The sequence below is a fragment of the Microbacterium sp. NPDC055442 genome (assembly GCF_053644215.1).
Genome location: NZ_JBSHLF010000004.1, coordinates 186873 through 210871, shown reverse-complemented (window position 1 = coordinate 210871; position 23999 = coordinate 186873). Strand labels below are relative to the sequence as shown.

21 protein-coding genes are annotated in these 23999 nt (G+C 70.8%); 6 read left to right on the top strand and 15 right to left on the bottom strand.

The window, feature by feature from the left end:
- Nucleotides 1-82: 82 nt before the first annotated feature.
- Complete coding sequence (locus ACWIBS_RS10675) at nt 83-784, top strand: glycosyltransferase family 2 protein (RefSeq protein ID WP_376126675.1); 702 nt, start codon at nt 83-85, stop codon at nt 782-784.
- Nucleotides 785-788: 4 nt separating this feature from the next.
- The gene (locus tag ACWIBS_RS10670; RefSeq protein ID WP_376126674.1) at nt 789-1154 is read left to right on the top strand and encodes a DUF2304 domain-containing protein; all 366 of its coding nucleotides are present in this window, start codon (nt 789-791) and stop codon (nt 1152-1154) included.
- Nucleotides 1155-1161: 7 nt separating this feature from the next.
- Here ACWIBS_RS10670 and ACWIBS_RS10665 read toward each other — a convergent pair whose 3' ends face one another.
- The 11 genes from ACWIBS_RS10665 to ACWIBS_RS10615 all read right to left on the bottom strand — a co-directional run bounded on the left by ACWIBS_RS10665 (nt 1162) and on the right by ACWIBS_RS10615 (nt 14083).
- Nucleotides 1162-3111 (bottom strand): DUF6541 family protein, encoded by a 1950-nt coding sequence (locus tag ACWIBS_RS10665; RefSeq protein ID WP_376126672.1) that lies wholly within the window; start codon nt 3109-3111, stop codon nt 1162-1164.
- A 2-nt stretch (nt 3112-3113) separates the two neighbouring features.
- Nucleotides 3114-3854, bottom strand: coding sequence for an ABC transporter ATP-binding protein (locus ACWIBS_RS10660; RefSeq protein ID WP_376126669.1), 741 nt, complete (start codon nt 3852-3854; stop codon nt 3114-3116).
- Nucleotides 3851-4774, bottom strand: coding sequence for an ABC transporter permease (locus ACWIBS_RS10655; protein ID WP_376126666.1), 924 nt, complete (start codon nt 4772-4774; stop codon nt 3851-3853). The genes ACWIBS_RS10660 and ACWIBS_RS10655 overlap by 4 nt, the downstream gene beginning before the upstream one ends.
- Nucleotides 4775-4826: 52 nt before the next feature.
- Nucleotides 4827-5936, bottom strand: a complete 1110-nt coding sequence (locus tag ACWIBS_RS10650; RefSeq protein WP_376126664.1) for a glycosyltransferase — start codon at nt 5934-5936, stop codon at nt 4827-4829.
- A 62-nt stretch (nt 5937-5998) separates the two neighbouring features.
- Nucleotides 5999-7441 carry an LCP family protein gene (locus ACWIBS_RS10645; protein WP_376126661.1) on the bottom strand — a complete coding sequence of 481 codons (1443 nt, stop codon included), beginning with the start codon at nt 7439-7441 and terminating at the stop codon, nt 5999-6001.
- On the bottom strand, nt 7438-7905 hold the full coding sequence (gene purE / locus ACWIBS_RS10640; protein ID WP_376126828.1) for a 5-(carboxyamino)imidazole ribonucleotide mutase: 468 nt from the start codon (nt 7903-7905) through the stop codon (nt 7438-7440). Before purE ends, ACWIBS_RS10645 begins: the two co-directional genes overlap by 4 nt.
- 253 nt (nt 7906-8158) lie before the next feature.
- A complete protein-coding gene (locus ACWIBS_RS10635; protein ID WP_376126659.1) occupies nt 8159-9295 on the bottom strand; it encodes a 5-(carboxyamino)imidazole ribonucleotide synthase in 1137 nt (378 codons plus the stop codon).
- Between the two features lie 769 nt (nt 9296-10064).
- Nucleotides 10065-10631 carry a PH domain-containing protein gene (locus ACWIBS_RS10630; protein ID WP_376126656.1) on the bottom strand — a complete coding sequence of 189 codons (567 nt, stop codon included), beginning with the start codon at nt 10629-10631 and terminating at the stop codon, nt 10065-10067.
- A 169-nt stretch (nt 10632-10800) separates the two neighbouring features.
- Complete coding sequence (locus ACWIBS_RS10625) at nt 10801-11598, bottom strand: biotin--[acetyl-CoA-carboxylase] ligase (protein WP_376126654.1); 798 nt, start codon at nt 11596-11598, stop codon at nt 10801-10803.
- A 76-nt stretch (nt 11599-11674) separates the two neighbouring features.
- A complete protein-coding gene (locus ACWIBS_RS10620) occupies nt 11675-12799 on the bottom strand; it encodes a DUF1963 domain-containing protein (protein ID WP_376126652.1) in 1125 nt (374 codons plus the stop codon).
- Between the two features lie 66 nt (nt 12800-12865).
- Nucleotides 12866-14083, bottom strand: coding sequence for a hypothetical protein (locus tag ACWIBS_RS10615; protein WP_376126649.1), 1218 nt, complete (start codon nt 14081-14083; stop codon nt 12866-12868).
- Nucleotides 14084-14313: 230 nt separating this feature from the next.
- On the opposite strand from ACWIBS_RS10615, the gene ACWIBS_RS10610 reads away from it, so the two are divergent.
- Both ACWIBS_RS10610 and ACWIBS_RS10605 read left to right on the top strand, forming a co-directional pair.
- Nucleotides 14314-15921: an acyl-CoA carboxylase subunit beta gene (locus tag ACWIBS_RS10610; protein WP_376126647.1), complete on the top strand. Its 1608-nt coding sequence runs from the start codon at nt 14314-14316 to the stop codon at nt 15919-15921.
- Nucleotides 15918-16142 (top strand): acyl-CoA carboxylase subunit epsilon, encoded by a 225-nt coding sequence (locus ACWIBS_RS10605; protein ID WP_376126645.1) that lies wholly within the window; start codon nt 15918-15920, stop codon nt 16140-16142. The genes ACWIBS_RS10610 and ACWIBS_RS10605 overlap by 4 nt, the downstream gene beginning before the upstream one ends.
- Nucleotides 16143-16501: 359 nt before the next feature.
- On the opposite strand, the gene ACWIBS_RS10600 is transcribed toward ACWIBS_RS10605, so the two are convergent.
- The 4 genes from ACWIBS_RS10600 to ACWIBS_RS10585 all read right to left on the bottom strand — a co-directional run bounded on the left by ACWIBS_RS10600 (nt 16502) and on the right by ACWIBS_RS10585 (nt 20879).
- Nucleotides 16502-17536, bottom strand: a complete 1035-nt coding sequence (locus tag ACWIBS_RS10600) for a hypothetical protein (protein WP_376126642.1) — start codon at nt 17534-17536, stop codon at nt 16502-16504.
- On the bottom strand, nt 17533-18822 hold the full coding sequence (locus ACWIBS_RS10595; RefSeq protein WP_376126639.1) for a sensor histidine kinase: 1290 nt from the start codon (nt 18820-18822) through the stop codon (nt 17533-17535). Before ACWIBS_RS10595 ends, ACWIBS_RS10600 begins: the two co-directional genes overlap by 4 nt.
- Nucleotides 18819-19505: a response regulator transcription factor gene (locus tag ACWIBS_RS10590; RefSeq protein WP_376126637.1), complete on the bottom strand. Its 687-nt coding sequence runs from the start codon at nt 19503-19505 to the stop codon at nt 18819-18821. Before ACWIBS_RS10590 ends, ACWIBS_RS10595 begins: the two co-directional genes overlap by 4 nt.
- Nucleotides 19506-19568: 63 nt before the next feature.
- The gene (locus ACWIBS_RS10585) at nt 19569-20879 is read right to left on the bottom strand and encodes a class I SAM-dependent RNA methyltransferase (RefSeq protein WP_376126634.1); all 1311 of its coding nucleotides are present in this window, start codon (nt 20877-20879) and stop codon (nt 19569-19571) included.
- A gap of 74 nt (nt 20880-20953) precedes the next feature.
- Between ACWIBS_RS10585 and ACWIBS_RS10580 the strand changes: the two genes are divergently transcribed.
- Both ACWIBS_RS10580 and ACWIBS_RS10575 read left to right on the top strand, forming a co-directional pair.
- Nucleotides 20954-21622 carry a Maf family protein gene (locus ACWIBS_RS10580; protein WP_376126631.1) on the top strand — a complete coding sequence of 223 codons (669 nt, stop codon included), beginning with the start codon at nt 20954-20956 and terminating at the stop codon, nt 21620-21622.
- 75 nt (nt 21623-21697) lie between these two features.
- Nucleotides 21698-23476, top strand: coding sequence for an ATP-binding protein (locus ACWIBS_RS10575; protein WP_376126629.1), 1779 nt, complete (start codon nt 21698-21700; stop codon nt 23474-23476).
- Nucleotides 23477-23999 lie beyond the last annotated feature (523 nt).

Below are 23999 nucleotides of genomic sequence, written 5' to 3'. Positions count from 1 at the left end.
GCGCCTGAGCGACCGCCGACCGCACGCGGCCATGCGCCACCGCCTGTCTCGACGCGCCGAACACTCTGCCAGAATGGAAGACATGCCTTCTGCTGCCCCGGGCACCTCCGCGAAGCCCGACCAGGAGACCTGGGTGGTGATCCCGCTCTATAACGAGGCGTCGGTCATCGGCGAGGTCATCGCCGAGTTGAAGCCGGAATTCACGAACATCGTCTGCGTCGACGACGGCTCGACCGACGGTTCGGCCGCTGCCGCGCGCGCAGCGGGCGCGTTCCTCGTCGAGCACCCCGTCAACCTCGGTCAGGGCGCGGCGCTGCAGACCGGCATCGAGTTCGCGCTCGCGCATCCCTCCTGCGCCTACATCGTCACCTTCGACGCCGACGGACAGCACCGCGTCGAGGACGCCGTCGGGATGGTCGCGATCGCGCGCTCGCACAATGCCGCGATCATCTTCGGCTCGCGCTTCCTCGACGATCGCACCAAGCCCGGGCTGCTCAAGCGCGTAATCCTCAAGACCGCTGTTTGGGTGACGAACATGACGACCGGGATGCGCCTCTCCGACGCACACAACGGGCTGCGCGCCCTGCGGCGCGACGCCGCCGAGAACGTGCACCTCAAGCAGGACCGCATGGCGCACGCGACAGAGATCGTCCTCCAGCTCGGCCGCTCGGGCCTCCCCTGGGAGGAATACCCGGTCGAGCTCCTCTACACCGATTACTCCAAGGCCAAGGGCCAGAGCGTGCTCAACTCCGTGAACATCCTCGTCGACCTGATCGTGAGGTGATCCCATGTGGATCCAGATCATCCTGATCGTCGCCATCCTGGCGCTCGGGTACGCGTTCTTCCGCCGGCCCGGCAGCGACAGCCACCTCGCGATCCAGCGGCTCCTGCTGCTCGCGTTCGTGGTGATCGCCGTGCTCTCGGTGCTCTTCCCCACGTGGCTGTCGTGGCTCGCCAACCTGCTCGGCGTCGGCCGCGGCACCGACCTGCTCCTGTACGGCCTGCTCGTCGTGTTCCTCGTCTTCGTCTACACGCAGTACCGACGCAACGTCGACCTGAATCGGCGCATCACGCAGCTCAGCCGACGCATCGCGCTCGACGAAGCGCTCGCCCGTGAGAAGGCGACGGCCGACGACCGCGCGAGCGACGACTAGCGGCGGATCAGCCGCACGCGGTGACGCGCCACAGGCTCGCGTCGCCTTCGCGGGCCACGAGCTCGAAGCCGTCCCGCCCGTCGAACCCCGACATGGCGGGGATGACGTAGCGACCCGGGGTCGCCTCGCCCGGCCCGAAGTCGAGCACGTACTCGGCTCCGATATCGTCCAGCGCCGCGCAGACCTCCGGGTTGTCGGCGACGTCGCGCAACTCCTGCGAGATCAGGTCGAATTCCTCGGTGCGCGGCGGCGACCAGGTCCTCGGGTAGACGTCGCGATCGGTGAGGACGTACCCGAATGCGATGCCCGTCGACGGGTTGCCGACGGCCACCGCGCCCTCGGGCATCAGGTCGTCCAGCTGGGCGAAGAGCGCCAGCTCGTCGGCCGAGAGGTGGCTTGAGCGCGTGACCTCGTACCGCGTCTCGTCCTCGGTGATGCCCGTGTAGACGCGTCGCATCTGCACGACGGGCGCGACGGCGACGGCGAGGAGTCCGACGATCGCGATGACCGCGACCGCGCCCATCGCGCCGGACCCCGCCTGACGAGGGGCGGCGACCGCCCGCGCCGCCCATGCGGCGATCGCGGCGGCGCCGACCGCGGCCAGCGGCACGACGGTCAGCGGAGCAAGGGCCGCCAGGCGGTAGGGGTCGCCGTACCAGACGCCAAGGAGCAGGTCGCGCAGCGCGGGTGACGCGACGGACGCGGCGATCGCGTAGAGGCCCGAGAAGATGAGCCAGACCGCGAGGATCCACCGCAGCGCCGCGGTGCGCACGGCGATCACGATGCCGACGATCAGGAGCAGGCTCACGCCCCACAGGAACGGGAGCATGACCTGGCCGTTGAACAGGATGTCGGCGATCGTCCGCCATCGTCCTTGGAATGTGCCCCACGTCGATCCGGATGTGCCGCGCGCGAGGAACAGCCACGCCGCCGTGACGGCGAGCAGCGCCGCCACGATGCCGACGGCGCGAAGCAGACGGGCCCGCCCGCCGAGGTCGCGCCAGCCCGCCAGCATCCACCACACCACGACACAGGCGCCCATGATCGCGAACGCCAGCACGGTGGACGGCTGCGCGATCGCGATGCCCACGGCGGCGATCGCGAGAAGGAGGATCGCGCCGACGATGCCGCGCGCCGAGAGCCGATCGGGCTGCCGGCGCTCGCGCCAGGAGGGCAGCGAGAGCAGGAGACCCACGGCACCGGGGAGGATCGCGAGCGACAGCGCGTACGGGTAGACGACGCCCCACTCGAACATCAGGTAGGGGAAGGTCAGCGTGAGGGCGGAGAGCACACCGGCCAGCGCCGTCGCGGGAGCCGATCCGCCGGTCGCCCGGTTCGTCATCCACGCGATGCCCAGGGGCCAGACGACCGCCGCGAGGGCGATCGAGAGCACGTTGGCCGCCACGACGGGCTCGGCGCCCGAGAGCAGAGAGGTGAAGGATGCCAGCGCGTGCCAGGCCGCGGGATAGAACGCCTCGCGCCCGATGACCCCGCTGATGTCGAAGGACGATGCCGAACCCGTCTCGGCGATGAATCTCAGGGAGTTGAGGTGGAAGATCGCGTCGTTGGTCTGCGAGACGTTCGCGGGCGCGCCGATGTAGATGCCCAGGCGGACGGCGATGAGGATCGCGCCCGCGGCGAGCCCCACGCCGATCAGGAGCCGATCGGCTCGCACCCGTGCGGGTCGGTCGGGAGTCGGACGACCGAGGAGGACGGCCACGCCCCAGACGGCCGCGCTCAGCACGAGGCAGCCGAGCGTCGCCGACAGCGCCGTCCAGGCGATGCCCGCGAAGCCGAGGACCGTCGCCGTGACGGCGACCATGGCCGTGCTCAGCGCCGGTGCCACCGCCCAGAGCGCGAGGCCGCGGAGGCGAAAGGCGAGGGCCGCGATGAGGCCCGGGACGAACAGGACGACGAGGGCGACGAGGAATGCGGGGATCGCGAGAAGCCAGTCCACGCTCACGCCTCCAGCGCCGCGAGCGCCTCTTCGACGGGGCCGTCGAAGATGATCTCGCCGCGCTTGACGACGACGCCGCGGGTGCACAGCTCGCGCACCATCGTCGCATCGTGGCTGACCACGACGAGGGTCTTGCGCTGCGCGATGAGCTCTTCGAACTTCAGTCGGCACTTCTCGCGGAAGGGCGCGTCGCCCACCGAGAGGATCTCGTCGACGAGGAGGATGTCGAGCTCGACGTGGATCGCGACCGAGAACGCGAGGCGCATGAACATGCCCGACGAGTAGTGCTTGACCTCCTGGTCGATGAACTCCTCGATCTCGCTGAACGCGACGATGTCGTCGTAGCGCTCCTCGATCTCCCTGCGGGTCATACCGAGGATCGCGGCGTTGAGGAAGACGTTCTCGCGACCGGAGAGCTCCGGGTGGAAGCCCGCGCCCACCTCGATGAGGCCGGCAACGCGTCCGCGTGTGAGCACCTGGCCGGCGTCGGGCTGCATGACACCCGAGACGAGCTTGAGTAGCGTCGACTTGCCCGAGCCGTTGAGGCCGAGGATCGCGACGGACTCGCCCTCGTCGATGACGAGGTCGACGCCCTTGAGGGCGTCGAACGAGCTCGTGAGCCGGCGACCGCGCACCCAGCTGACCAGGGTGTCCTTCAGCGAGAACGCGTGGTTGAGGGTGAAGGTCTTGCGCACGCTGTCGACGATGACGCTCGGGCGCGAGGGAGTGATCTGACTGGTCATAGCGCCTGCGCGAACCTTCCCTCGAGACGGCGGAACACCGTCTGGCCGATCGCGACCGTCGCGATCACGATCAGGAAGGTCCACAGCGTGTTGATCCCCAGCATCGGCGGAAGCGGGATGTCGGCCGCGTTGCCCGGGGTCGCGGTGATCGGGTACCAGAAGGCGTAGTGGAAGAGCTCGACCGCCTGCGTGATCGGGTTGAGCATGTAGACCTCGAGGAGCCACGCCGGGAGCACGTCGCGCACCATCGTCCAGCTGTAGAGCACGGGCGACGCCCAGGTCGCCAGCAGGAGGAAAAGCTCCACGATGTTCTCGGCGTCGCGGAACCGCACGTTCACCGCGCCGAAGAACAGGCCGAGGCCGAGCGAGAAGAGCATCACCAGCAGCATTCCGGCGATGATCGCGAGGATCGCGAGGAACGAGAGCTTGACGATCCAGCCGAAGAAGAGGCAGACGATGAGCAGCAGCGCGACCTGTGGCAGGAAGTGCACGAACGCGACCACGACCGAAGACACGGCGAACAGCTGCCGGGGCAGGTAGACCTTGCGCACCAGCGAGGCGTTGTTGACGATCGACGTCGTCGCGTTCTTGAACCCCTCGCTGAAGAGATTGATGACGACGATGCCCGAGAAGAGGTAGATCGCGTAGTTCGGGATGCCCTTGTTGAGGTCGAGGAAGATCCCCAGCACGACGAAGAAGACCAGGAACTGCGCGGCGGGCCGCACGTACGACCACGTCCAGCCGAGCACGCTATTGCGGTAGCGGGTGGTGACTCCCGTGCGCACGAGCAGGCGCAGCAGGTAGTGCCAGCGGAAGACGTCGAGCAGCCCTCGGCTGCGGCCGGGGGTGTCGAACGCGCTGCGGGGCACGGTTGCGAAGAGTTCGGGGTTGTCGCTCACGTCTGTCAGTTCTCGAGGCATGAGGGTCGCTCCCTCGGTGCAAACCATCACATTCTAGGTGACCCGCCCCCGCTCAGAGTTCGGCGTGGAGCTGCCACACGCGGCCGGCCGCCTCACGCCACGAGAAGGCGCGTCCGCGATCGCCAGCGAGCACGCCGAGACGCCCCGCGGAATCGACAGACGACAGCGCATCCCCGAGGGCGTCGCCGAGCTCGCCGGCATCCGCCCCTGCGACAAGCACGCCGCCGTCGACGATGACTTCGCGGTGCACGGCCGAGTCCGCCGCGATGACGGGCACGCCGAGCGTGAGCGCGTCGACGACCCGCCACGGGAACGCCGCGCGATGCGATGGGGCGACGAAGGCGACGGATGCGCCGTAGACCGCGGCACGATCGCCCGGATCGAGCGTGCCGCGCACGTGCAGCCGTCGCTCGGGCAGACCCGCGGCGGACGCGAGTTCGGCGACGGCGGGCTCGTGCCCCTCGTCGACGTCGATCACGACGACCGGCAGGTCGACGCCCGATGCGGCGACGGCCGCGAAACCAGCGGAGAGAGCATCGGAGGGCAGGGGGCCACCCGCGAGCAGCACGAACCCTTCGGGCAGGTCGAGCGCGCGACGGCGGCCCACCTCGTCGGTCGGCACCGCGAACCCGCGCGGCGACGCGCCCGCGATCACGCGGATCCGGTCGCCGAGCTTGGGCGCGATCTGCCGGATGCCGTCGGCGAGCGAATGCGTGGGCACGACGACGGCATCGGCGTGCTTGACCGCACGCTTGACCATCGCCTTCTGCCACCCCGCAGACCCACGGCCCACCTCGTCGGGCGTCTCCCACGCGGCGAGGCTCCACACCGTCACGACGGTCTGGTCGCTGTCGTGCATCCGGTCGTGCCGCACGAGCGGAGCCAGCAGCGTCGGGGAATGGATCATGCCCCCGCCGATCCCGAAACCGATCCCCCGCTGCAGCGCCGTCGCGAGCTCACGGCGCGCGAGGGCGAGTCGGCGCACGTCGGCGAGGCCGGGCACAGCGTCGAACTCCGGCCCTGCCGGCACGATCGCCGCCACCTCGCAGCGGTCGGGCGCCCCGGCGATGAGGGCCTGCGTCAGTTCGCGCGATGCTTCGGCGAGATCGCGGTCGGTGGGCGCGACCATCTGGTCGAGCATCACCCGCAGCGTCGCCACCATGCGATGAGCCTAATGGCGTGCGCGGCCGTTGCCGGGGAGCGGCGCGGGTGGTCTCGTGACGCCTATTCGGTCGGCGTCGGAGTCGGAGGATGCAACGCGGTGCGCACGAGTTGCTGGATGTGCGGATAGTCCGGGTTGTACTCGTCGATGCCGTGATCGGGCGTCAGCTCGATCGTCGTCACGGGGTGCTCCCTGGCCTTGATCGCGAGCTCGACGAGGAACGGGATGAGCGACTGCGGCAGATCCGTCTCGACGATGTCGGCACCCGCGTTCGCGACGTCTTGGAAGCGGGTGAGCACGGTCTGCGGAGTGAACTGTGCGAGCATCGCCTGCTGCAGGATGCGCTGACGCTCCATGCGGTCGAAGTCGCTCGTCGTGTAGCGCGATCGGGCGTACCACTGGGCGGTGTCGCCGTCCATGTGCTGCGTTCCCGCCTCGATCCAGCCGATCGCCCATTCCGCGGCGGGCTGTCCCGGATACGCCGGTCCGCCGCCCTTGGGCAGGCGTTCGGCGACCGTGATCTCGACACCGCCGAGCGCATCGATGAGCGACGCGAAACCGTGCATGTCGATGAAGACGTAGTACGGGATCGTGATGCCGAGGATTCCCTCTGCGGCATCCTTCGTCGCCTCGATCCCCGGCGCCGAGCCTTGGGCGGCAGCATCCGGATACAGGGCGTTGCCGTCCTGACACACCTCGACCTCGGTGCGCAGCTGGTTGATGCCGCTCCCCCACCCGCAGTTCGGGTCGGTGTGACTGGCATGCCCGTTCGGGTATTTGTCCTGCATCGGGCCGGGCGCGAAGGGGAAGTTCGGCATGTCACGAGGGATGCCGGTGATCGTCGTCGCCCCCGTGTCGGCGTTGACCGACACGACCGAAATGCTGTCGAAGCGCATCGAATCGCGGCCTTCGCCGCTGTCGGCGCCGAGCAGGAGGATGTTGTAGTAGCCGTCATCGGGCGGAACCGACGGTCCGCTCTCGCCGAAGATGATGCCGATCGTGTCGCGCGTGACGCCCGCGATGTTGGCGGCATAGGCCGCCGATCCGCCCGAGACGACGAGCAGCACGACGGCGAGCAGCGCGATGCCGAAGCGGGCGAGCCCGCCCGTCTTGACCAGGCGCACGAGCCGCAGCGTGTCGATCGTCAACACGATCCAGAGCACGGCGTAGCCGATCAACACGACCTGCACGGCGAGCAACGCGAACCAGTTCGTCGCGACCGTGAGGAAGACGCTCTGCCACAGCAGGGCGCACAGGGCCGTGAGCACGACGGCGACCCACAGCACGATCGTCGCGGCGAGTCCGAACCGGCCGAGCCGGCGGTTGCCCGCGAGCACCTGCGCCGACCCCGGGATGACGAAGTTGCACAGCACGAGCCACCAGCCGCGCCGCGACATGAACGCCGGCGACCGGGTGTCGGGGTTGCGCAGCGGGCGATCCTCGACGAGCCTCGCGGTGCTGTAGGGCGCAGCGGCGCCGGGTCGCGGCGGGCTCGCCACGCTCACAGGGAGTCCTTCAGCCGCCGGTTCTTGTCTTCGACCTGCCCCTCGAGTTCGCGCGCATACGCTTCGACGGCGTCTGCGAGCGCAGCATCCGCCCCTCCGAGCATGCGCACGGCGAGCAGTCCCGCGTTCTTCGCGCCGTTGATCGACACGGTCGCCACCGGGATGCCGGCGGGCATCTGCACGATGCTGAGGAGCGAGTCGAGGCCGTCGAGCGTTGCGAGCTGCACGGGAACGCCGATGACGGGCAGAGCGGTGACCGAGGCGAGCATGCCCGGCAGGTGTGCGGCGCCGCCCGCTCCGGCGATGATGACGCGGATGCCGCGGGCCCGGGCCTCGCGCCCGTAGCGGATCAGCTTGTCAGGGGTGCGGTGGGCCGAGACGACTTCGACCTCGTGCGCGACGCCGAAGTCGGTGAGCAGCTGGGACGCGTCGCTCATGACGCGCCAATCGGAGTCGGAGCCCATGACGACGCCGACCAGGGGCGCGTCGGAGGAATGCAGCGGCCGGGTCACTCGACCAGGCTAGGGCGCGTCGCTGGAAACTCCCCGCAACGGCACGCCTCCCGCTGCGCCTCGCGTGGCCTCATTTGACCGCGAGACTGCAACGGCGCGCCGAGACTGCGGGGTCTACCCGCTCTCTCGGCGTGCGGTTGCAGTCTCGCGGGTGTGGGGTGTGGGGTGTGGTCGGGTGTGGGGGGCGTGGGGGCGTCGGGCGGAGTCAGTCGAGGAAGTGGGCGGCGGCGGCGCGAGCCTGATAGGCGACGTCATCGAGGTCGGCCCCGGCGACATTGACGTGGCCGACCTTGCGGCCGGGGCGCGGGGCCTTGCCGTAGGTGTGGATCTTGGCCTCAGGGTGCTCCGACATCGCCACGGCGAACCGCTCGTCGAGCCCACCCTCGGCGGGGCCGCCGAGGATGTTGACCATGACCGTCCACGGCACACGCGGCGACGGGTCGCCCAGCGGCAGGTCGGCGACGGCACGCAGGTGCTGCTCGAACTGGCTCGTGACGGCGCCGTCCTGGCTCCAGTGGCCGCTGTTGTGCGGACGCATCGCCAGCTCGTTCACGAGCAGCCGCTCGTCGGTCGTCTCGAAGAGCTCGACCGCCAGCATCCCGGTCACGCCCAGTCCTTCGGCGATCGCGACGCCGATGTCGCGGGCGACGTCGCGCAGACGGGTTCCCGCCCCGGGAGCGGGCGCGAGCACCTCGGCGCAGACGCCGTCGCGCTGCACGGTCTCGACGACCGGGTACGCGCGCACTTCGCCCGACGGGCGCCGTGCGACCTGCTGCGCCAGCTCGCGCGAGAAGTCGACGAGCTCCTCGACCAGCAGCGCTCCCCCGCGCGCGTCCTCGGCGAGCGCGGCGAACCAGTCCTCGGCCTCGGTCGCCGCCCGCACGACACGCACTCCCTTGCCGTCGTAGCCGCCGCGCGGTGTCTTGACGACGGCGTGACCGCCGTGCGCGTCGATGAAGGCCTGCAGCTCGACGGCATCGGTCACACCGGCCCAGTCAGGCTGCGGCATCCCGAGCTCTTCGAGCTTCGCGCGCATGACGAGCTTGTCCTGCGCGACACCGAGCGGCGACGGGCCGGGATGCACCTGGACCCCCGCCTCGACGAGCTGCGCGAGCACGTCCTGAGGCACGTGCTCGTGGTCGAACGTCACGACGTCGACCTCGCGTGCGAACGCCAGCACCGTGTCGGCGTCGCGATAGTCACCGACGGCGGTCGCGGCGAGCGACGCCGACATCCCTTCGTCTTCGGCCAGCACGCGCAGCTCGATACCGAGCTCGACGGCGGGCGCGATCATCATTCGGGCGAGCTGTCCGCCACCGACGACTCCGACGCGCAATGTCATGGGACCCATCATCCCAGCCCGGGCCGGGGCGCGTGTCCCGGCATCCGTTGCTCTCCTCGGGTTTGGGGCGCGTTCTGTCGGCGACACGCCGTGGCCGGCGGCGTGGCGGTGTCGAGATGCGCCCCAAACCCGGTGGGTGTCCGGTTCGCGAGGCTCACCCGCAGTTCGGGGCGAACACGGTGGTCGTTCCCGGCTCGCGAGCCTCACCCGCAGTTCGGGGCGCGTTGTGTCGGCGACACGCCGCGGCCGGCGGCGTGTCGGTGTCGAAATGCGCCCCAAACCCGGTGGGCGTCCCCGGCTCGCGAGCCTCACCCGCAGTTCGGGGCGAAGGCGGTGGGCCTCCCCGGCTCGCGAGCCTCACCCGCAGTTCGGGGCGCGTTCTGTCGGCGACACGCCGCGGCCGGCGGGGTGTCGGTGTCGAGATGCGCCCCAAACCCCGCGGGGGCGTCCCCGGCTCGCGAGGCTCACCCGCAACGCGGGGCGACCACGGTGGGCGTCCCCGGTTCACGAGCCTCACCCGCAGTTCGGGGCGCGTTCTGTCGGCGACACGCCGTGACCGGCGGCGTGTCGATGCCGAAATACGCCCCAAACCCGGTGGGCGTCCCCGGCTCGCGAGGCTCACCCGCAGCGCGGGGCGAACACGGTGGGCATCCCCGGCGCGCGAGCCTCACCCGCAGTTCGGGGCGCGTTCTGTCGACGACACGCCGTGGCCGGCGGCGTGTCGATGCCGAAATACGCCCCAAACGCCGCGGGGGGCGGTGCGCCGGGGTCAGGGCAGCGGCGGCATGGGAGGCGTGCCCGGAGGAAGCGGCGGCTGCGCATCGCGATGCGCGAGGATCTGGTTCACCTCGACCTGATCTACGAGCGCCTCGTGCACGAGCGCCATACTCGGCACGTTCACGAGCCGCAGTGGCTCGTCGACGCCGTTCGACAGCACGAGCGTGCCCGTGCCCCACATGCGCTGCAGGATGCCGCGCCTCGCCCGGATCGTGTACCCGCGGACGTGCGCGAGTTCACGCCGGTGCGTGACGAGCACGCCGCGCCGCTCGATGACGCGACGCGTCGTGATCGTGTAGACGTGCGTCCACCACACGAGGAACGGCAGCAGCACGAGCAGGAAGACGACGGCAGCGGCCGCGGTCAGCAGCATCCAGTTCTCGTATCCCGCCGGGAGGTTGTTGTAGAGATAGCCGGTGGCACCGGCCACCGCGATCAGCACGAGCGCCGACCACGTCAGCCGCCGCGCGTGCGGGCGGAACCGCGCAACACGCAGCTCGGGCGTCGGTGCGCCCGGCGCCGGCGTCAGGGGGCGCCCGCCGTAGATCGGCTGCGTCATGTTTCTTATTGTGGGGGCGCGATCGCGCGGTGCCGCGACGCCACGACGGATGAGGGCACGAATTCGGTGCGGGCGGGCGACCCTTCGGCAGGCTCAGGGACCGGCGAGCTCAGGGACCCGGCCCGACGGGCCCAGGGGTCGGAGACCGGAGCAGGGCGGATGCCGCGGCTCAGCGCACGTGCAGCACGTCGCCGGCGGACACGGCGGTCTCGACGGCGAGGCCGCCCACGACGACGAGGCGTCCCTCGGCGTCCAGACGCGCGGCGCGACCGATGAGACGCGAGCTGTCCGGAAGCAGCACGACGACCTCGCGCCCGATCGTCGAGCACAGCACCTCGATCTCGGCCGCGAGCCCCGCCGTGACGGCGTTGCCCAGCGCGTCGGCGAGAGCCGTGAGCTGCTCATCGAGCGCCTTCAGGTAGTCGGCGATGAGCTGGTCGTCGTCGCATTCGAGCCCGAGCGCGGCGAACGAGGTCGCGGTGTCGACGGGAAGGTCGACGCGAGGCATGCGCGTGTTCACGCCCGTGCCGATCACGATCGCGTCGGGGTGATCGGGCACGACCTCCGCGAGGATGCCGCAGATCTTGCCGCCGTCGACGAGCACGTCGTTGGGCCATTTCAGCGACGCGGAGTGCGGACTCCCTGCCAGCTGCGCTGCGATCGCCCGGGTCATCGCGGCGCCGGCGATGAGCGGGACCCACCCGCGCGCGGCCATCGGCACCCTCGTCGCGTCGATCAGCGTCGACACCGCCAGCGCCGTGTCGGGTGGTGTCGTCCACGTGCGGTCGAGGCGGCCCCGTCCCGCGCGCTGGTCGGTCGTGAGCAGCACCGACAGGTGCGGCCACTCGCCCGGCGCCTCGGTCACGTGCGTGACGACGTCGGCGTTGGTGGAGTCGGTCGCCTCGACGACCTGCACGCGGGGACTGATCGCGGCGGTGAGGGGATAGCCCTCGTCAGGGATAGGCATGAACGCCACGCTACTCGGGGGTCGGGCTCGCCACCCTGGGTTGACACGCGGCGGCACCGGACCGCGAGACCCGACGTCAGGCGCTGCGGATGAAGGTGGCCAGCGGAGAGAAGCGGTGCGCGTCGAGGTCGCTGCGGCGGATCCAGATCTCGAGATGCCCGCTGTCGCCGAAGACGCCGCCGAACGAGGGGTCTCCGGGGATGTCGAACAGCAGCACGTGCTCATCAGACGGATGCTGGAGCGGTAGCTGCACGCTCAGCACGTGCACGTCGTCGAGCGACATGCCGAAGTCCGGCGCCGCGAGACCGCCCAGATGCACGACCGCACCCGCCCGCGCCTCGAAGGGGCTGCGCTCGGCCGCGGCCTCGAAACCGTCCGGGTAGGAGCCGTTGCGGGCGACCTGATCCGCTTCGAGCTGAAGCCAGCCGGCGCGCTCGACCGCGTCGGCCGACGCGTCCGGCGACGGCTGGAACGTCGGCAGCGCGATGATCTCGACGGCGTGTGCCGACGTCTGGCCCGATTCGATGGGGCCGCGGGCGCGAACATCGTCCTCCGCGACATGGCGCACGACCGCGCCGCCGTTCGGCACGTCCGGTGCGGTGCGCGAGTCACCGAGGGTCGTGTGGAAGACCTGCACGAGCCCATCGGCCGGCCACGCGTGAGCCCGCAGCATCGCCGCGATCGTCTCGTCGTCTTCGGCGAGCCGCGTGAGCGCCGCACCGTCGAGCTGCAGGAGGAACACGGTCCCGTCCGGCATCGACGATCCGGGAGTCGCCGTCGGCACCCCGCCGATACGCGAAAGGTCGCGCCAGTCGTCGTCGAGCTCTTCCGCCGCGTACGGGTCGTCTTCGGAACCGACCTCCGCCAGATACAGCGCGGGGCGGATGTCGAGATCGCCGGACACATCCGCGACGCGCGGGTCGGCCCGCAGCGCGCCGAGGTCGGCACGGTGCTCCCACACGGCCCCGGTCAAGACCTCGTGGAGCACCGCCGCCTCGTCGGGTGCGCTGGTGGCCACGAGCCCCCGCAGCTCTCGCATCAGGTTGCCGTCGGACCGCACATCGCGCGCCGCGGCGACCTGCTCGTCGGCGAGCGCGTTCCACCTCTGTGCCGGAATCTCGTGGATACGCGGTGTCAGCTCGGCGATCTGCGCGTGGAGCTCGACAAGCCTGCGCCAGGCCGGGTGGTCGATGTGAGGCACGTCGTGATTCTTTCGGTCGAGCCCGTGGCCCCGCGCGGCGAACACGCACGGGACCACGAGCGTCGGTCAGATGTTGATTCCGCAGTGGCGCAGGAGCTGGACTCCGAACTTGTGCTGGTTGGTCCAGCTCATCGCCCTCACCTGTGAGCGGATGGTCGCAGTGTTGCGGAAGGCGAAGCCCGCGACACTCCCCGCGAACTTCTTCGCCATCCACGAGTTGACGCACTTCTGGTGAATCGCCGTCGGGATCTGCACCAGGTTCTGCGGGTTGTGGATCGCAGCGGCGGGGAACTTCGTGTTGCCCTGCTCGACGACATGGTGCCACTGATAATTCGGCTTGGCGTTACCGGCCCACGTCTTGAACCTCGCGAACGTCGAGAAGCCCCCTCGGGTCGTCATCGCCATCCCCGCCCGGATCGCCGTCGTCACGAACGCACGAGCAGTCGCCGCCACGAAGATGCGGGCAGCGGCGAGAAGGCCCAGCACGATGAGCGGCGCCGGATCCGAGACGACCGGGAACGCGGCACCTTCGGTGTCGACGACCTGGACGAGCGTGTCTCCCTCGATCTCGTAGTGCGTGGGCAGCGGCATGCCGTCCGCGTCCACGGACCAAGGCGCCAGGAACGCCCCGACGACGACCTCGCCGTCGCCGACGGCTGCGTCGTCAGCACCGATGCCCTCGGCGGCCTCGGCCAGGCCGGCCTCGTACTCCACCGGATCGACCTCGGGGGCCAGCTCGACCTCGGCGTCGGGGTGGGGTCCACCGGTCACGTCGACGATGACGACGTCACCCGAAGACAGCTGCCGCAGCTCCACACCCCCCTGAAGGCGGATGTCGTACTCGTACGCGTGCACCGGGGTGTCGCTGTAGAACTCGTCGGCGACCGTGATGAGGCGAGCCGTACCCCCTTCGACGGGAGCCACCACGACGCCGAGTCCCGACTGCGCATCCGTCGCCGCGGCGAGACCGTCCTCGCCGAGCTCGAGCGGCGTATCGGTGGGCAGATCGATCGAGAAGTCACCCGTGGTCACCTCTGTGCCGATGATCGTCATCGTCCCGTCCGCGTCGGCGATTCCCGCGGCGTACTGCGTCAGCGCGGCGTCGTCGACAGCCCCGACACCGGCGGCTTCAAGCCCGGCCACAGCTGCGTGCGCGGTCGCTTCATGCGGTGTTTCCTCTGCGGCGGCAGCGGGCGCGGCGTGCAGGGCCGCGATGAGCAGCGCAGCAGTCGCGACGGTGGCCACTGCGCCCTGTGCCCGGCGCACATGCATCGTCTGGGACATATTCCTCAATCTTCCTCGAGAGAGCAATCGATGCAGCGAGTGCGACATCGGCGAGTAGAGACTCGGCGATATGTCTACTGCATCCGAAGATCGCGGCGCCACAGAAATTTCCGGTCGCGCCGCTCGACGGGCCTCGTGCCGCGGCATCCGACGATCACGACAGCGGATGCCGCGGGCACTTGTGCGAACCCTCCAACGGTCTGCGAACACCCGCCACTAGGGTGGAATCCGTGACCGAGCAGCCCGACCTCTCGACGACCGCCGGCAAGATCGCCGACCTCCGCGCCCGCTATCAGGAGGCCGTCCTCGATGCCGAGGCGGTCGCGAAGCAGAAGCAGCACGCGAAGGGCAAGGGCACGGCGCGTGAGCGCATCGAGATGCTCGTCGACCCGGGCAGCTTCGTCGAGCTCGACGAATACGTGCGGCACCGCACGTCGGCGTTCGGCATGGACCGTTCACGCCCGTACGGCGACTCGGTCGTCACCGGCACCGGCACGATCCACGGGCGCACGGTCGCCGTCTACGCGCAGGACTTCTCGACCTTCGGCGGCTCGCTCGGCGAGGTCGCCGGCGACAAGATCATCAAGATCATGGAATTCGCACTGCGCAGCGGCATCCCCGTCGTCGGGATCCTCGACTCGGGCGGAGCGCGCATCCAGGAAGGCGTCGTCGCCCTCGGCAAGTACGGCGAGATCTTCCGCCTGAACACGCAGGCCTCCGGTGTCATCCCGCAGATCTCGATCATCATGGGACCCGCCGCCGGCGGCGCGGTGTACTCCCCCGCGCTGACCGACTTCGTCGTCATGGTCGACAAGACGAGCCAGATGTTCGTCACCGGCCCGGACGTCATCAAGACGGTCACGGGCGAAGACGTCGGCATGGAAGAGCTCGGCGGCGCCTACACGCACAACACCCGCTCCGGGGTCGCGCACTACCTGGCCGAAGACGAAGACGACGCGATCGACTACGTGCGGACCATGCTGGGGTTCCTCCCCGACAACAACCTCGCCGAGCTGCCCGACTACGAGTCCGGGTTCGACTTCGAGACGACGGATTCCGACCTCAAGCTGAACACCGTCATCCCGGACTCCCCGAACCAGCCGTACGACATCCACGAGGTCATCCGCCGGATCGTCGACCCCGCCGCGGGCTCGGAGACCGGCGAGTTCCTCGAGGTGCAGCCGCTGTTCGCGCCGAACATCGTGATCGGCTTCGGTCGCGTCGAGGGGCGCAGCGTCGGCATCATCGCCAACCAGCCGTCGCAGATGGCCGGCACGCTCAACATCGAGGCCGGCGAGAAGGCGAGCCGCTTCGTGCGGTTCTGCGACGCGTTCTCTATCCCGATCGTCACGCTCGTCGACGTGCCCGGCTACCTGCCCGGCACCGACCAGGAGTGGACGGGCGTCATCCGCCGCGGCGCGAAGCTGCTCTACGCGTACGCCGAGGCGACCGTGCCGCTGGTCACCGTGATCCTGCGCAAGGCCTACGGCGGCGCGTACATCGTCATGGGGTCCAAGCAGCTCGGCGCCGACATCAACCTCGCCTGGCCCACGGCCGAGATCGCCGTCATGGGCGGTCAAGGTGCGGTCAACATCCTGTATCGGGGCGAGATCAAGAAGGCCGAGGAGGCCGGCGAAGACGTCGCCGCCGTGCGCACGCGGCTCGCGAACGAGTACACCTACAACGTCGCCTCGCCGTTCCTCGCCGCCGAGCGTGGCGAGCTGGACGGCATCATCGAGCCCGCGCAGACCCGCGTATCGATCGCGAAGGCGCTGCGTGCCCTGCGCGGCAAGCGCGCGTCGCTTCCGCCCAAGAAGCACGGGAACATCCCCCTGTGACGAACGACGAGCAGGCTCCGCCGGTCACGATCGACGTGCGCCGCGGCAACCCCACCCCCGAAGAGCTCGCGGCGCTCATCGCCGTCGTCACCGAGGCGTACGCGCAAGAGAGCGCGGGCGCCGTCGCCGACGACGCCCCGCGCCGTTCGGCGTGGTCGGTCACGCAGCGGGGACTGCGCCGGCCGCTCGCGCGGGAGCTCGGCTGGCGCGCGACGTTCTGAGTCGTTGTCCCCCGAAATACCTACAGACAGCCGCATCCCCGCCCTCAGATACTTGAGGTGCTGGAACGCATTACGCGTTCGGTCGGCCTGCACCCTCATGGGTCGCCCAGGTTCGGCCTTGCGGGCGGTTTTCGGGTAACTGCTCGCACTTGGCGAGGGGCGGGCGGCTTCGCCGCCCCTCGCCTTCTCCACTTCGTCGCTCCTCGTCTCGGTTCGCCCTCCCCCACCGAGGCGAGGAGCGAGACTCTGTCCGGCCGGGCTGGGTTCACGTGCCCCACTCTGCTCGGGCCCCGGTTCTTCGCGCGCGTTCCGAGGCAAACGAACGGATGCCGAGGAGACGGCGACGGCACGCGAGTCGGTCAGGAGTGCGGGATCTCACTCCACAGGTCGACGCCGTCTTCGTCGCTGAGGCCGTGCTCCGAGGTCGAGCGTCCCACGACCGTCACGGCGATGCTCTCGTGCGGCGACGTGCGGATGTAGAGGCGATCGGATGCCGCGCTGCGCAATGTCTCGGCGAGCTGAGCGCGGATGACCCCCAGCGCCTCTTCGTCGAGCCCGTCTAGGCCTCCCTCGTCGAGCACCGTGACGACGGCGCCCCGGCGACGGGCGCGCTCGAGCTCGGCGCGCACGTCGTCGTCGAGCAGGCGAGGTCCGCGAAGTTCGTCCCGCAGACGCCCCTCGGCCAGCCGGGCCTCGAGCCGATCGTCTTCGTCGAGCCGGCCGCGCGTCGAGACGACGCGGGTCAGCACGGGACCGGCGACGGCGAGCGCCCGCTGCACCTGCACGCGTCGTTCACGCTGACGCACGACCTGCGATGCCTGCCACGCCGAGGCGGCACGCTGCAGCTGGGCGAGCTGCGTCGTGTCGTGGGCGGCGCGGTCGAGCGAGAACCGGACGAGGTGGGCCACGATGACCCACACGACCGAGCCGACCAGGCCGAGTGCGAGGGCCGGGCCCGCGCCCATCCAGGCGACCGACCCGATCCCGAGGATCGCGATGCCCGACCAGGCCACCCAGGGTCGGCGGCGCACCATCACGATGACCATGAGCGCGCCGAGACCGCCGAGATACCACGTCGCGAACGTCGCCGTGCGATTGCCGTCGCCGACGCCGATCGCGATCGCCGTCGGCACGATCGCCGTCGTCGCCAGGGCCAGGACAGCGGCCCAGACGGGCAGGCGCGCCGTTCCGCCGCGACCCGCGGCATCCGTCGTCGCGGTGCGCGATCGGACGGGGTACCAGTAGATGCACAGCCAGGTCGTGACCAGATAGAGCGCGACGACCGTGACGAGCACGAGGGGAAAGGGCACGGGTTCGGTGAGGGCCAGCGCTCGCGCCGCGATGTAGGCCGTGAATGCGACCGCCAGGGCGGACAGGATGTTGCGGACTCTCATCCGTCGACCTCCCCCGCGGCGAGGTCCGCCTCGGTCACGCCCTGCGGCAGCGGGGCGGGCCAATCGAGCACGACCACCGTGCCGGCCCGACTGGATTCCAGCTGCGCCGTACCGCCCACCGCGGCCACGCGCGCGATGATCGACCCGCGGATGCCGAGCCGGTCGTCGGGGACGCCGGCCATGTCGAAGCCCTCGCCCGCATCGCGCACGACGATGCGGATCCGCTCGGGCGTGCCGTCGACCGTCACGGTCAGGCCCACGCCGCCGGCGTGCTGCACGGCGTTGGCGATCGCCTGCGTCGTGGCGAGCACGAGCGCGCGCGCGACGCGTCCCGGCACGGAGGGCGCGTCGGCGACGACGCTGCGCTGGACCGCGAACTGCACACCGACCTCGCGCGCGGCGACTTCGATGTCGTCGGCCAGCGACGCCGAGTCCTGCGGTGCGTCGCTGCCCTCACGGGCGTCCTGCTCGGCGTTGGCGAGGCGGGTCAGCGCTTCGCGCGCCATCGCCGCGGCGAGCGTGCGCGCGCGGGGACCGTCAGCGCGCTCGGCCGCGATCAGGGCGGCCAGCACGCTGTCGTGCATGAGGGCGGCGACGGCGACGCGCTCCTGCTCCGCGGCATTGGCCGCCGCCGCGCGCGCGTACGACTCGACGGCCTTGCCGCGCGCGTCGTCGACTCCGACGGCGATCGAGCGCAGCACCCACCCGAGGCTCAGCAGCACTCCCCCGAGGATGAGGGCGAACGACACGTCGATCGCGACGGCGGCCCACACGTCGGGACGGAACTCCCCCTGCACGAGGCGCACGAATCCGAACAGCAGCGGCGCGAGAGCCGTCCACACCAGCTGCAGCGGAAGCGAGAACGCCAGGACGGCGGCGAGCGTCGCGATGTTGACGAGGTACCAGATCCACGGCGCTTCGGTGGGGGCGAGGGTCGAGTCCGTCGTCGCGAGCGGCCACACCGCGAGCATGGCGACGTACACGATCGCGAAGACGCCGGCCGAGACGCGCACGCCGCGACCGACGAGGCACGCGACGATCATGAACAGCAGCGGAGCGAACACGACGATCAGCAGCGGCACCTGCCAGCTGCCGAGCTCGGCGCGCTGGCCGAGCGCCGTCACCGCCGCCTGGGCGCCGAGGATGAGCGAGCCGACACCCGACGACACCGAGATGATGCGCTCGACGCGCTGGCGCGTGAAAGCGCCGATCCCCGCCGTCGCCTCACGCGAACGCGGGATGTGGCCCCAGGCGTCATCGAGCGACGAGGGGCCCTCTTGAGTCACCGTGCGCGCCCCGGTGGAGCGGCGGGCGGCGCCGCGCCCGCGGAGTCGGCCAGGATGCCGTCTTCCATCGCGCGACGCAGCAGGTCGACCTTCGTGGGAGCCGGACGCCCCACCTCGACGTACTTGACGCGCACGCGCGTGATGTTCTCTTTCGCCGTCGAGTACGCCACGCCCAGCCGGTCGGCGACGACCTTGAGCGGCAGCCCCGCCGCATACAACCGCAGCACGTCGCGTTCGCGGGCCGACAGCTGCGCGTCGGCGAACTCACGATCGCCCTCGACGGCGCTGGCCCACTCGACGTTGTTGAGGGGTTCTCCGCGGGCGACGGTGTGGATCGCGGCGAGCACGTCGTCGATGCGCGACGACTTGCTGATGACGCCCGCGGCCCCCGCGGCGAGCGCTTCGCGCACGGCCGCCGGACGGTCGGCGACGGAGTGGATGATGACGCTCGAACCGTCGCGGATCAGCGTCGTGACGTTCTCGGTCACGGTCGTGCCGTCGCCGAGCGTGAGGTCGAGCACGACGACATCGGCCGGGGCGGACTGGCTGAACGTTCGCCAGTTGATGTACTCGGTGACCGTCGACCCCGAGAAGACGACGTCCTTCGTCTGAGCGCGCACGCAAGCCGCCTCGAGTCCCAGGCGGACGGACTCGTGGTCGTCGATAAGGGCGACGCGCGTCATTCCCCTTACTTTAGGGCAGACCCGCGACCACCAGGCGGCCTTGCGCTTTACGGCTCGAGGGCTCTAAGGGCTCTCGACGCGAGTGAGCGTGGCGACCGCTTCGACGTGGTGCGAGTTCGGGAACAGGTCGAGCGCCTCGACGCTGCGCGTCTCGTACCCCACCGCCCGGAACGTGCCGAGATCCCGCGCGAGAGCGACGGGGTCGCACGCGACGTAGACGACGGTCGCGGGCGCCAGAGCGGCGATCCCCTCCACGACGGCGCGTCCGGCTCCCGCGCGGGGCGGATCGAGCAGCACGACGCCCCGCGCGAGCCGCTCGCGCTCGACGGCGGATGCTGCGCCCCCGAGCTGCGTGATCCAGCGGTCGACCCGGGCGGTCTCGGCCCGGGCGCCGATCCACTCCGCGAGGTTCTCGCCCGCGTGGTCGGTCGCGCGCGTGTCGGACTCGACCGAGGTGACGCGGGTCGACGGGCCGCCCAGGCTCGCGAGGGTCGCCGCGAACAGGCCGACCCCGCCGTACAGGTCGAGGTGCCACGCGTCAGGGTCGACGGCGTCCTCGAGAGTGCGCGCGACGAGGTCCGTGAGCGACGCGGCGGCGAGCCGGTGCACCTGCCAGAACCCACCCGCATCCACGTGGAAATCGCGACCCGCGACGGTCTCGACGACGACTTCGCGCGCAGGATCGTTGCGGACCGGGGCGCCCGGTGCCGGTGTGCGGCCCCGCCGGCGGGATCCGGCGCGCACCGTCTCGGGACGCGGGACGACCCGCACGCGACCGTCCGCGGGCTGCACGAGGTCGATGCGTCCGGCCGCGCCCTGCGCGAGCTGCCGTGCCGCCTGCGCGACGGCGGCGGTCGCGAGCGGCAACTCGTCGACGGGGATGACGCGGTGGCTGCGGGCGGCGTACGGGCCGACCCTGCCGTCGTCGTCGACGTGCAGGCTGACCCGGGTGCGCCAGCCCGTGCCGTCGTCGGTCTCGGGGTCGGCGCCGTCGGCCCCGGCCGCGCGGATCGCCACCGGCAGCTCGAGGCCGGCGAACCGGCGCAGGGCGTCGGAGAGCACGTCGAGCTTGAGCTCGCGCTGGTGGGCGAGGTCGATGTGGCCGAAGTCGGCGCCGCCGGGACGCAGCTCGGGCGGAGTGTCCACGTCGGCCTGACGCCACACGTGCGCACGACGGTGCGGTGAGGCATCCCGCACCTCGATCGTCTCGGCGCGCCAGAACGAGCTCTTCGACGTGTCCGTCAGCCGGGCGCGCACGCGTTCGCCGGGGATGGCGTCGGGCACGAAGACGACGCGGCCCTCGTGTCGGGCGACGAAGACGCCGCCGTGGGCGACGCCCGTGATGTCGAGGTCGAGCAGATCACCGGAGTCCATTCCCCGATTCTCCCCCACGCGCGGTTCGGGTCGCGGCGCGGGGACCGCGCGCCGACGGCCCCTACCCTGGGGGGATGCGCGTATGCCTCGCCTCGACGTCGCCGGCCCGTCTCATGCTGCTGCGGCAAGCCGGCATCACCCCCCACACGCTCCCGCCCGACGTCGACGAGGAAGCCGTCGTCGCCGCCGTCGAGACGGCCGAGGAGCGCACGCTCGATCCCGACGAGCACGTACTGCTGCTCGCGCGACGCAAAGCCGCCGACGTCGCGGCCCGGCTGGTCGACGACATCCCCGACTTCGACGGCATCGTCATCGGCGGCGATTCGATGTTCGAACTCGACGGCGACGTGCTCGGAAAGCCGCACACGCCCGAGAACGCCGTCGCACGGTGGCGTGCGATGCGCGGCCGCACGGGCGTGCTGCACTCGGGCCACGCCGTCGTGCGCGTCGAACCCGGACGCTCGCCGCGCGAGGTGCACGCTGTGGCCGCGGCATCCGTCACGTTCGCCGAAGACGTCACGGATGCCGAGATCGCGGCCTACGTCGCGACGGGAGAGCCCCTGCACGTGGCCGGCGCCTTCACGGTCGACTCGCTCGGGGGCGCCTTCATCGAGCGCGTCGAGGGCGACCCGTCGACCGTCGTGGGCATGTCGCTCTCGACGATCCGCCGCCTCGTGCGCGAGCTCGGAGTCGAGTGGACCTCGTTGTGGAATTCGGTCGACGACGGTCCGACGTTGTCGTAGGACTCCCACGTTTTTCGTCGGTTCTTGTAGGGAGTGCTCAAAAGGGCTCGCACAACCCTCGCTAGGCTGGCATCCATGCCTCAGACCGCCCCGGCGAAGATCAGCAAGGTCCTCATTGCCAATCGCGGCGAGATCGCCGTCCGCATCATCCGTGCCGCACGTGACGCCGGTATCTCGTCGGTCGCGGTGTACGCCGATCAGGATCGCGATGCCCTGCACGTGCGACTCGCCGACGAGGCGTACGCGCTCGACGGGTCCACGAGCGCCGAGACCTACCTCTCGATCGACAAGATCCTCTCCGTCGCGCGCCGCTCCGGCGCCGACGCCGTGCACCCCGGCTACGGGTTCCTCGCCGAGAACGCCGACTTCGCCCGCGCCGTCGCCGGCGCGGGGCTCATCTGGATCGGCCCCTCGCCCGAGGCGATCGAAGCGCTCGGCGACAAGGTCACCGCCCGCCACGTCGCCGAGAAGGTGGGCGCACCGCTCGCACCCGGCACTCCCGGCCCCGTCGCGGGCGCCGACGAGGTCATCGCCTTCGCCGACGAGTTCGGTCTGCCCATCGCGATCAAGGCCGCGTACGGCGGCGGCGGACGCGGCCTGAAGGTCGCCCGCACGACCGACGAGATCGCCGAGCAGTTCGAATCGGCCACCCGCGAGGCCGTCACCGCGTTCGGTCGCGGCGAGTGCTTCGTCGAGAAGTACCTCGACAAGCCCCGGCACGTCGAGACGCAGTGCCTCGCGGATGCCGCCGGCAACGTCGTCGTCATCTCGACGCGGGACTGCTCGCTGCAGCGCCGCCACCAGAAGCTCGTCGAAGAGGCACCGGCACCGTTCCTGACCGACGAGCAGAACCGGATCCTCTACGAATCGTCGAAGGCGATCCTGCGCGAGGTCGGCTACGTCGGCGCGGGCACGTGCGAGTTCCTCATCGGCGCCGACGGCACGATCTCGTTCCTCGAGGTCAACACGCGCCTGCAGGTCGAGCACCCGGTGTCCGAAGAAGTCACCGGCATCGACCTCGTGCGCGAGCAGTTCCGCCTCGCCGAGGGCCAGGAGATCGGCTACGACGACCCCGTCGCCGAGGGCCACTCGATCGAGTTCCGCATCAACGGTGAAGACCCCGGGCGCGGTTTCCTGCCCCAGCCCGGACCCATTCACGTCTTCAAGACGTTCGGGGGCCCCGGCATCCGTCTCGATTCGGGTGTGACGGCGGGCGACAGCGTCTCGGGCGCGTTCGACTCGCTGCTGGCGAAGATCATCGTGACCGGGCGCGACCGCGCCGAGGCGCTGCAGCGCGCACGCCGCGCGCTCGACGAGTTCGAGATCACCGGGCTGCCGACCGTGCTGCCGTTCCACCGCGAGGTCGTGCGCGATCCGGCCTTCACCGCCGAGGACGGCCGCTTCGGCGTCTTCACGCGCTGGATCGAGACCGAGTTCGCGGGCGAGATCGCCCCGTGGGACGGCGAGCTCGAAGCCCCCGCCGCCCCCGAGCCGCGGCATACCGTCGTCGTCGAGGTGAGCGGCAAGCGCCTCGAGGTGCGCCTGCCCGACCGCATCACCGCGACGCCCGGCACCGGACGCCCCGCCGCCGCTCCCCCGTCGCGCCGTTCGCACGCGACGACCGTCACGGCCGGCGCGTCCGGCGACGCCGTCAAGGCTCCGATGCAGGCCACGATCGTCAAGGTCGCAGTCGAAGACGGGCAGCACGTCGTCAAGGGCGACCTCGTCATCGTGCTCGAGGCGATGAAGATGGAGCAGCCGATCCAGGCGCACAAGGACGGCGTCATCGGCTCGATCAGCGCCGCCGCCGGCACGACCGTCTCCGCCGGCCACCAGCTCCTGACGATCAGCTGACGGCGCGGCCGTCCCCCGGCGTGGTGCCGGGTGTGCCGCCGCGCGTTGCGGCGCGCGGCGTGCCCGTGCGTTGCGCCGTTCCTTTCGTTGACTTGCGCCCTATGCCGGCGACACGCCGCGCGCGAGCGACAAAGGCCGCAAGTCAACGAACGGGGTCGGCCCCTGGCATCCCGCCTCGCGCGTGACCGCCACCCCGCGCGCTGCGCGCGCGGTGCCGCTGCCGCTGCCCACGTGCGTTGCGCCGTTCCTCTCGTCGACTTGCGCCCAATGCCGGCGACACGCCGAGGGCGAGCGACAAAGGCCGCAAGTCAACGAACAGGGTCGGGCCCCGTGCATCCGCCTCGCGCGTGACCGCCGCCCCGCGCGCTGCGCGCCCATCGGCCTTCCCCCGCTCCACGAGCCGCGCGCCCGCCGCACCGTTCCTTCGTCGACTTGCGCCCAATGCCGGCGACACGCCGAGGGCGAGCGACAAAGGCCGCAAGTCAACGAACAGGGTCGGGCCCCGTGCATCCGCCTCGCGCGT